Source organism: Candidatus Terasakiella magnetica, from assembly GCF_900093605.1.
Lineage (GTDB): Bacteria > Pseudomonadota > Alphaproteobacteria > Rhodospirillales > Terasakiellaceae > Terasakiella > Terasakiella magnetica.
Genome location: NZ_FLYE01000044.1, coordinates 245,472 through 253,666, shown reverse-complemented (window position 1 = coordinate 253,666; position 8,195 = coordinate 245,472). Strand labels below are relative to the sequence as shown.

Here is an 8,195-nt window from a genome sequence, read left to right as displayed (position 1 = left end):
CACGCCGTCACGGAAATAATGATGGGATATCCCCTGTTGAGTTTGAAAGACGGTATTTTGAGAAGCTATCAACTGTCTAACAAACTAGGGGCTTGCCAGGCTTGCCAGGCTTGCCATTTACTGCTTTTTGAAAGTATAGTTGAGCAAGGACAAGGGAGTTTTGATTTACAAATTCACTGCCGACAAACTGTCCGTTTAAGGGGTTTGCTTTGATAGAAGCATCAAGCCATTTCTTTGCTCTGGGAATATCTGTTAATTTTTCACCTAACACTTCTTCATCAAAAAGGGTTGAGTAGCCAAGCATAAAGCTAGCAATACAAAGAATGATCTTTTCATCTCTCTTACCCTCAATGTTGATACTTGAAACAACTATGAATAGGTTTGAGAGATAATTCAGCAACTCTTGTGAAAATGAGGGCTGGAATAATAAAAATATCCCTTCGGTAACCAATCCTATTTTTTGTTACCTAAAACGTATCTCAAAAGAATAAAGGCCTAGCAGAAAACTGCTAAGCCTTTGAAAATTATGGTGCCTCCACGCGGACTCGAACTGCGGACCTACTGATTACAAATCAGTTGCTCTACCAACTGAGCTATAGAGGCATATGTGTTGCATCCCTTGGGAAGCGGGCGGAAATTAGCTCAATGGCTTTAAGAGTGCAAGAGAAAAATGATAGTTTTTTTTTACATTTCGAAAAAAACATCTAATTTCATTACCTTATGGCTTTTACAGGGTTACAAATGGGATAATCGCTGGTGATTGATTAAGAGCTTCCTATATGTACGCCTTAAGATAATGCTATTTTAATTGTAGATTGTGGTCTATATAAGCCGACTTCCCCTATAAAATCAGGGCACGCCTAATCCTGCCCACCTGCCGAAAGAAAACTAATGACCGAATTTGAAGGTGTCGTTTCATCGCTTGAACAAGCTTTGAACAAGCGCGGCTATGAAACTCTCACACCCGTTCAAAAAGCTGTTCTTACCCCAGAGATGCAAGATGTGGATGCCTTGGTATCTGCCCAGACCGGATCGGGTAAGACCGTCGCTTTCGGCTTGGCCTTTGCGCCAACAATTTTACAAGATGCTGATCATTTTTCCCGTGCTGATAAACCACTGGCTTTGGTAATCGCCCCCACACGCGAACTGGCCCTTCAGGTGAAGCGTGAGCTGGAATGGCTTTATGAAATCACAGGGGCGAAAGTGGCTTCTTGTGTCGGTGGCATGGATATGCGCACAGAGCGCAACAACTTATCACGTGGCGCCCATATTGTTGTGGGCACACCGGGTCGTCTGCGCGACCATATTGAGCGTGGCTCGTTTGATACCTCAGCCTTGCGTTGTGTCGTGCTGGATGAAGCCGATGAGATGCTTGATCTGGGCTTTCGCGAAGAGCTGGAATGTATCTTGGATACAACACCTGAAAATCGCCGCACCTTGATGTTTTCTGCCACGGTAGGGCGTGGCATTGCCAATTTGGCAAAACGCTATCAACGCGATGCGGTACGTCTTGAAACAAAGGCAGAAGAACAACAACACCGTGATATTGAATATAAAGCCTTCACCGTTGCACCAAGCGATCGTGAAAATGCCATCATTAATATCCTGCGTTTTCATGAAGCAAAAAATGCCATTATTTTCTGTGCCACGCGCGCAACCGTAAACCATTTAAACAGCCGCTTGAATAACCGCGGCTTCTCAGTCGTGGCCTTATCAGGCGAGTTGAGCCAGAATGAACGTTCCCATGCCTTACAAGCCATGCGTGATGGTCGTGCACGTGTTTGTGTGGCAACAGACGTGGCCGCGCGCGGGATTGATCTACCTAATTTGGAGCTGGTGATCCATGCGGATTTGCCGCGCAATAGTGAGGCTTTGCTTCACCGCAGTGGTCGTACAGGTCGCGCTGGGCGCAAAGGGGTGAGTGCGTTGGTGGTGCCGTTTAACCAGCGCCGTCGCACAGAACGTTTGCTTGATCATGCCAAGATCAAAGTAGACTGGGCCAAACCGCCGTCTGTGGAAGAAGTCTTAAAGCGTGACCAAGAACGTTTCTTGACCAATCCGGCATTTGAAACACCGATTGAAGAAAACGAAACCGCTTTTGTTCAAGACGTGATGGAAAAATTCACGCCTGAACAAATCGCCTTGGCCTTGGTGCGCTTGCAAAATACCGGACAGCCCGTACCGGAAGAATTGCTTGATGCGCCACAAGGGCGCGATCGCAAACGCGAAGAAAAAGGCCCACGGGTTGATTTTGAAAATGGGGTCTGGGTGAGCCTGTCAGTTGGGCGCAAACATAATGCAGAGCCACGCTGGATTTTGCCGATGTTGTGTCGCGCTGGTCACATTACCAAGGGCGAAATTGGCTCGATTAAAATTCAAGATGAAGTCACCTATGTAGAATTTCATCCTGAGAGCGTTGATAAGTTCTTGGCTGCTGTTGGCCCAAGCCGCAAAGTTGAAAACGGCGTGAGCGTGGATAAACTCAATGAAGTGCCAGAGTTCAAGTCAGATAGCCGTGGCAAAAGACGTCCGCGTCGCAATGATCGCAACGATAGAGGCGAGCGCTCTGAGCGAGGAGATCGCTCTGAACGCGGTGATCGTCGCCCCAGAAAACCAGCGCACCGCGGAAAATCCGGTGAAAAACGCAAATTCGATAAAAAAGATAAGCCTGTGCGCAAAGAAAGTGAAGGCAAGTCTTTTGACAAGAAGGATGCAAAGCCCAAGTCTAAAAAGTCTTATAAGCCGAAAAAAGATGGCGATAATAAAGCGGGCATGGCTCCCTTAAAACGCAAACGTAAACCCAAGGCTTAAATCATATTAAGCCCTCGCCCATCGCTGTGAAAAGAAATCCAATGAGGCGATAATGGCGCCCCCTGTGATTAAGATACAGGCGATTGCAAGATTCCAACTTGCCGTTGCCTGTCCGCTTATGACAAGAAGCAGCGTGCTTAATAAAGGGGCGCTATAAGATAAAACACCAAGCATTTTAATATTGCCATGCTTGGTGCCAAAATCCCATGTGTAAAAGGCAGCCCCGACAGGACCGATACCAAGCGCGATGATAGCAATCCATTGGCTTGTCTGCGGCATTACCCATTGCTCAAACATGAGGTGGCTGAAAAAGGCAAGGATGGCTGTTAGGATACAAAACCCTGCAACCGCCTCTGTGGGCACAGAACCTTGGGTGCGGTTAAGCACGGAATATATGGACCAGACCAGCGCACATACAACTGCGGCCAGGTAGCCAAAGCTATATTCAGCAGAAAAAGTGAACTCCCCTTTTTGCAAAACCAGAATGCTCGCCCCGCACAATCCGGTTATAGCCCCAACCACATGATACCAACGCAGGCTCTCACCGGGCAAAAAGGCTGAAAACAAAACGATCAACAAGGGCCAGAGATAGGCAATCAAGCTGGCATCCACGACAGGGGCATGTGACAGAGCTGTAAAATAGAAAAAGTGATAGCCAAACAAGCCACCCACACCAATGACCCATGAAAGGATCGGCTGTTTAAGTTTTTTCCAGCCCTTGGCCCCATTGCGCGACAAAAAGATCAACCCGATACATCCACCCACACTAAAAGTTAAGGCGAGCAGTTGAAACTGGGGAATGCCTTGTGTGGCAGCAGTAAACAGGGCCAACATAGACCACATGACAATGGCACTCATCCCTGTAAGCGTGGCTTTATTGCGCATCTAAAATGTCCTTTTATAAACAGTAATGGTTCATCATCACATGCTTTCAAAGAAGCATCTTGGCCCGGTCTATGATTTTTTGGTTTCAGACTCTTGTTTGCGCCATTGCCCCGGCGATAGGCCATAGGCTTTTTGAAAGGCACGTCCAAAAGAGCTTTGATCAGAAAAGCCAACCTCATCAGCGACAAAAGAGAGACTTTCACCTTGAAGAATAAGTCGCTTTGCCATTTTTAAGCGGCACTGAGTGAGATACTGCTGCGGAGAAATGCCTGTTGAGTGTTGAAATAACTCGTAAAAACGCGCAGGCGACAAACATGCCGCATTGGCTAAATCTAAGTTGCGAACCTGACTGCCCATATTTGCCTGCATATATTTAATCGCTTTATCAATGCGCGCCGGCAAGGCAGGCAGGTCATTGACCAGATCACATTCAAGGGTCGTTAAAAACAGCTGTTGCCATGTTTCCAACCAATTGTGAGGCATCTTTTCCTGTGCGCAAAAAGCGGCATAATCCGTCAGGCTGAGCAAGGCTTCAGACATGGAATGAAAAGGCTCTTCAATGGCACGCGCCCAGACCTCTTCCAAATTTTGATCAATCTTTTCATTATGAATATCAAGCACGAGAAAGTTATTCTTGCCCTTGGCGCGAAAAGCATGTTTTTCACCGGATGTGACAATGCCAATGGTGCGGCCATTTACATCCCCACCTAGACCTTCAATTTCCAGCTCCAGCTTCCCTGTAATGGGTAAAATAATCTGATGGAAATCATCATGAGTATGGCTGGTATGAACCGCTTGATATTTTCGAAGATAATCAGACATGCTCAATCATAACACAGTTTTGGCTGGCGCAAGCGAAATGCGATAATCACCAGAGATTGAAAAAAATCGTGAAACTCGTTTTTTTATAACAATGTAATATGTAAGGGTTTGAATCTTATAAAGGTGCTTACAGGATGTTCGCGATTGAACAGATCAGAAAAGCCATTCGAAAAACTCACTTAAAAAGTGATGAAGCCGTTTTAGCCTCAATGGCTGAAAGTTCAACGCTTTCTGTTCAAGAACGTCTATCCATCCAAGAAAGAGCCATCACGCTCATTGAAGATATTCGAAAAGACGACAGCCCCGCCTTGTTAGAAAATTTTCTCGCTGAATATAGCCTTTCCACAGATGAAGGCGTGGCGTTGATGTGTTTAGCCGAAGCTTTAATGCGCGTGCCCGATGCGACCACAATAGATGAGTTAATCGAAAATAAAATCGCCCCTTCAGCTTGGAGCCAACATCTTGGTCATTCGCAATCCTTGCTGGTAAACGCCTCCACATGGGGATTGATGCTGAGCGGAAGCCTATTGGATGATCGTTATTCCCATGGTCTGGGCTCAATTCTTCATGGTATCGTTAAGAGACTGGGTGAACCTGTTATTCGCAGTGCGATTAAACACGCCATGAAAGAGTTGGGCAGCCAGTTTGTTTTAGGCGAGACCATTGAAGATGCCATTAAACGCGGGGATGAATTAGCTAAGCTTGGCTATAACTTTTCTTACGATATGTTAGGCGAAGCCGCCTTGACGAGAGCTGATGCAACCAAGTTTTTCAACGCCTATAAGGCTGCAATTGAAACCCTTGCTAAAACGTCAACACAAGGCTCTGTTGCTAAAAACCCCGGCATTTCCATAAAGCTTTCAGCGCTACATCCACGTTATGAAGTCACACAGAAAGAACGTGTGATGAAAGAACTGGTTGAGCGCACCCTATCGCTGACGCTCTTGGCAAAAGATGCCAATATGGGGCTTAATATTGATGCTGAAGAAGCTGATCGTCTTGATCTCTCCCTTGATGTTATTCAAGCTGTTTTAAGTGATGAGCGCCTTAAAGGATGGGATGGTTTTGGTGTGGTTGTTCAAGCCTATAATAAACGCTCCAACCTTGTCATTGATTGGCTCTATGAGGCCGCTGAAAAATATGATCGCAAATTAATGGTGCGTCTGGTCAAAGGTGCTTATTGGGATAGTGAGATTAAACGCGCCCAGCTCCAAGGGCTTTCTGATTTTCCGGTCTTTACCCAAAAACCGGCAACCGATTGTTCTTACATCTATTGTGCTGAAAAACTTTTGGGTATGACAGATCGTCTTTATCCCCAATTTGCCACCCATAATGCCAATAGCGTTGCCATGGTCTTGGAACTCGCCAATAAAGAGACGCCTTTTGAATTCCAACGCCTGCATGGCATGGGCGAAGTTCTACACCGCCTGACTTTAGAGCGTGATAATGTGAAATGTCGTATTTACGCTCCGGTTGGGCCCCACCGTGACCTTCTGGCCTATTTAGTGCGCCGCCTCTTGGAAAATGGTGCGAACTCTTCCTTTGTAAACCAGATCGTTGATCACTCCGTTCCTGCTGGTGATATCGCCCAAGACCCAATCATTGCCGCCCAAGCTGATTTAGCCAAACCCTTAAAAATTGCCAAACCCCAAGAGCTTTTTGGCAAAAAACGCCTAAACTCCAAAGGCTGGGATTTGCATAATGAGGATGACCTTCTTGACATTGAAAATGCACGCCAAGCATTCAAGACCCATCACTGGTCTGGCGGGCCGCTTATGATTGCCAAAGCGACAGGTACTGAAAATGTCAGTGTCAAAAACCCAGCGGACCCTAGTGATAGTGTTGGAACGCTTACCTATGCCAATGCTGAAGATGTAGAAACGGCCCTTAAAAACGCCAGAGCTTGGCAAGACTGTGATCAGGCTGAGCGCTCACGCATTTTGCGCAAAGCAGCTGATTTGTTTGAGGAAAACTTCGGTGAGTTTTTCGCCCTTCTCACCCGTGAAGCCGGAAAAGTCACTGCTGATGCTATTGGGGAGCTGCGCGAGGCCGTTGATTTTTTGCACTATTACGCCGATCAGGCTGAAGCCTTAGAAGAAAGCACTCCGCGCGGCATCTTCACCTGTATCTCACCTTGGAATTTCCCCCTTGCAATCTTTACCGGGCAGATTTCAGCCGGCCTTTCAGTTGGAAATGGCGTTTTGGCAAAACCAGCTCAAACCACATCCTTATGCGCTACAGTGGCGGTAAAGCTGTTGCATGAAGCAGGTGTGCCCAAAGATGTTCTCCAGCTCTTACCCGGTGAAGGCCGTGTTGTGGGCGCGCGCCTTGCAGCCCATGCCAACATTGATGGGGTCTGTTTTACAGGTTCCATGCTCACAGCGCAGTCCATCAATAAGTCCATGGCCCAAGATGCCCCTGTGAGTGCCCCGCTGATTGCAGAAACCGGGGGCATAAATGCCATGATTGTCGATTCAACAGCCCTTCCGGAACAGGCCATTAAAGATGTCATCATTTCCGCTTTTCAATCAGCAGGCCAACGCTGCTCAGCCTTGCGCATTCTCTATGTGCAAAAAGACATTGCAGCGGCCTTTATCGAGATGCTCTATGGCACAATGGATGAGCTCAACCTTGGCGATCCTTGGATATTTTCAACCGATATCGGACCCGTTATTGACCGCACAGCCCAAGATAAAATCAATCGATATGTTCAAGCCGCGAAATCTGAAGGCAAACTGTTAAAGCAACTATACTGCCCAACCATCGGCAGCTTTGTGGCCCCGGCTGTCATTCAGGTAGGCGGTATTGGGGATATGGCTGAAGAAATCTTTGGCCCCATCCTGCATGTGGCAACCTTTAAAGCGTGTGAGCTTGATCAAATTGTCGATGATATCAACGCCTCGGGCTTTGGCCTGACCTTTGGTCTTCATACCCGCATTGATGAGCGGGTGGAAAAAATCACCTCAAACCTCAATGTTGGCAATATGTATGTCAATCGCAACCAGATCGGGGCCATTGTGGGCTCCCAACCCTTTGGCGGTGAAGGTCTGTCTGGCACGGGGCCGAAAGCAGGTGGGCCTCATTATGTTAAGCGTTTCACGATTGATGAAAACACAACAACCCACAAGGTCACAGCAACGGATGCTTTAGCCCTAAATGTAGTGCAAAAAGCCATTGATGAATTCGCCAGTGCTACGCCTCATAAGCTCAGCTCCAAGGTCATGCCCGGCCCAACAGGGGAAAGCAATGTCCTTTCGACTTATGCCAGAGGCCTGATCTTATGCCTTGGCCCCACAATTGAAGACGCCATGCTCCAAGCCCAAATTGCCAAAGAAAATGGATGTGCTACGTTAATCATTGTGCCTGAAGCAAAAGGCCCGCGCTGCTTATCAGGTTTCCTTACACGCACAGACCTTGCAAAACTAAATGGATTTGGCGCAGTTGCAGTGTGGAGTGAGGAGAGCGATCAAAGAGCTATTCGCAAGGCACTGGCTGAACGGGACGGGGCCATTCTCCCTTTAATCAACCAAAAAAATATGGCTGAACGCTGCCAGCTTGAACGTCATCTTTGCATTGATACAACAGCAGCAGGCGGTAATGCTGCTTTACTGGCGATGACCTCCTAAACGGGTCTCTCCTTTACCCCAGATGAGATTTCAAATATATTGCGGAGCTTT

The 8,195-nt window shown here is 47.2% G+C and carries 5 protein-coding genes and 1 tRNA gene; 2 read left to right on the top strand and 4 right to left on the bottom strand.

Annotated elements, in window-relative coordinates; all coding sequences use genetic code 11:
- Nucleotides 1–76 precede the first annotated feature (76 nt).
- The gene (locus MTBPR1_RS18010) at nt 77–451 is read right to left on the bottom strand and encodes a hypothetical protein (protein ID WP_126465238.1); all 375 of its coding nucleotides are present in this window, start codon (nt 449–451) and stop codon (nt 77–79) included.
- 76 nt (nt 452–527) lie between these two features.
- A tRNA-Thr gene (locus MTBPR1_RS13355) sits at nt 528–603 on the bottom strand.
- A gap of 288 nt (nt 604–891) precedes the next feature.
- On the opposite strand from MTBPR1_RS13355, the gene MTBPR1_RS13350 reads away from it, so the two are divergent.
- A complete protein-coding gene (locus MTBPR1_RS13350; RefSeq protein WP_069189504.1) occupies nt 892–2,811 on the top strand; it encodes a DEAD/DEAH box helicase in 1,920 nt (639 codons plus the stop codon).
- A 6-nt stretch (nt 2,812–2,817) separates the two neighbouring features.
- Here the strand turns inward: MTBPR1_RS13350 and yddG are convergent, their stop codons facing one another.
- Entirely contained in the window at nt 2,818–3,696 is an 879-nt protein-coding gene (gene yddG, locus MTBPR1_RS13345) for an aromatic amino acid exporter YddG (protein ID WP_069189503.1), read from the bottom strand.
- Nucleotides 3,697–3,765: 69 nt separating this feature from the next.
- Nucleotides 3,766–4,518, bottom strand: a complete 753-nt coding sequence (locus MTBPR1_RS13340; protein ID WP_069189502.1) for an AraC family transcriptional regulator — start codon at nt 4,516–4,518, stop codon at nt 3,766–3,768.
- Between the two features lie 134 nt (nt 4,519–4,652).
- Here MTBPR1_RS13340 and putA point away from each other — a divergent pair, with 134 nt between their 5' ends.
- Nucleotides 4,653–8,144, top strand: coding sequence for a bifunctional proline dehydrogenase/L-glutamate gamma-semialdehyde dehydrogenase PutA (gene putA / locus MTBPR1_RS13335; protein WP_069189501.1), 3,492 nt, complete (start codon nt 4,653–4,655; stop codon nt 8,142–8,144).
- Nucleotides 8,145–8,195 lie beyond the last annotated feature (51 nt).

Bases quoted from the DNA above. Each gene is read 5' to 3' on its own strand.
- putA (WP_069189501.1), top strand. From the start codon at position 4,653: ATGTTCGCGATTGAACAGATCAGAAAAGCCATTCGAAAAACTCACTTA.
- yddG (WP_069189503.1), bottom strand. From the start codon at position 3,696: ATGCGCAATAAAGCCACGCTTACAGGGATGAGTGCCATTGTCATGTGG.
- MTBPR1_RS13350 (WP_069189504.1), top strand. From the start codon at position 892: ATGACCGAATTTGAAGGTGTCGTTTCATCGCTTGAACAAGCTTTGAAC.
- MTBPR1_RS13340 (WP_069189502.1), bottom strand. From the start codon at position 4,518: ATGTCTGATTATCTTCGAAAATATCAAGCGGTTCATACCAGCCATACT.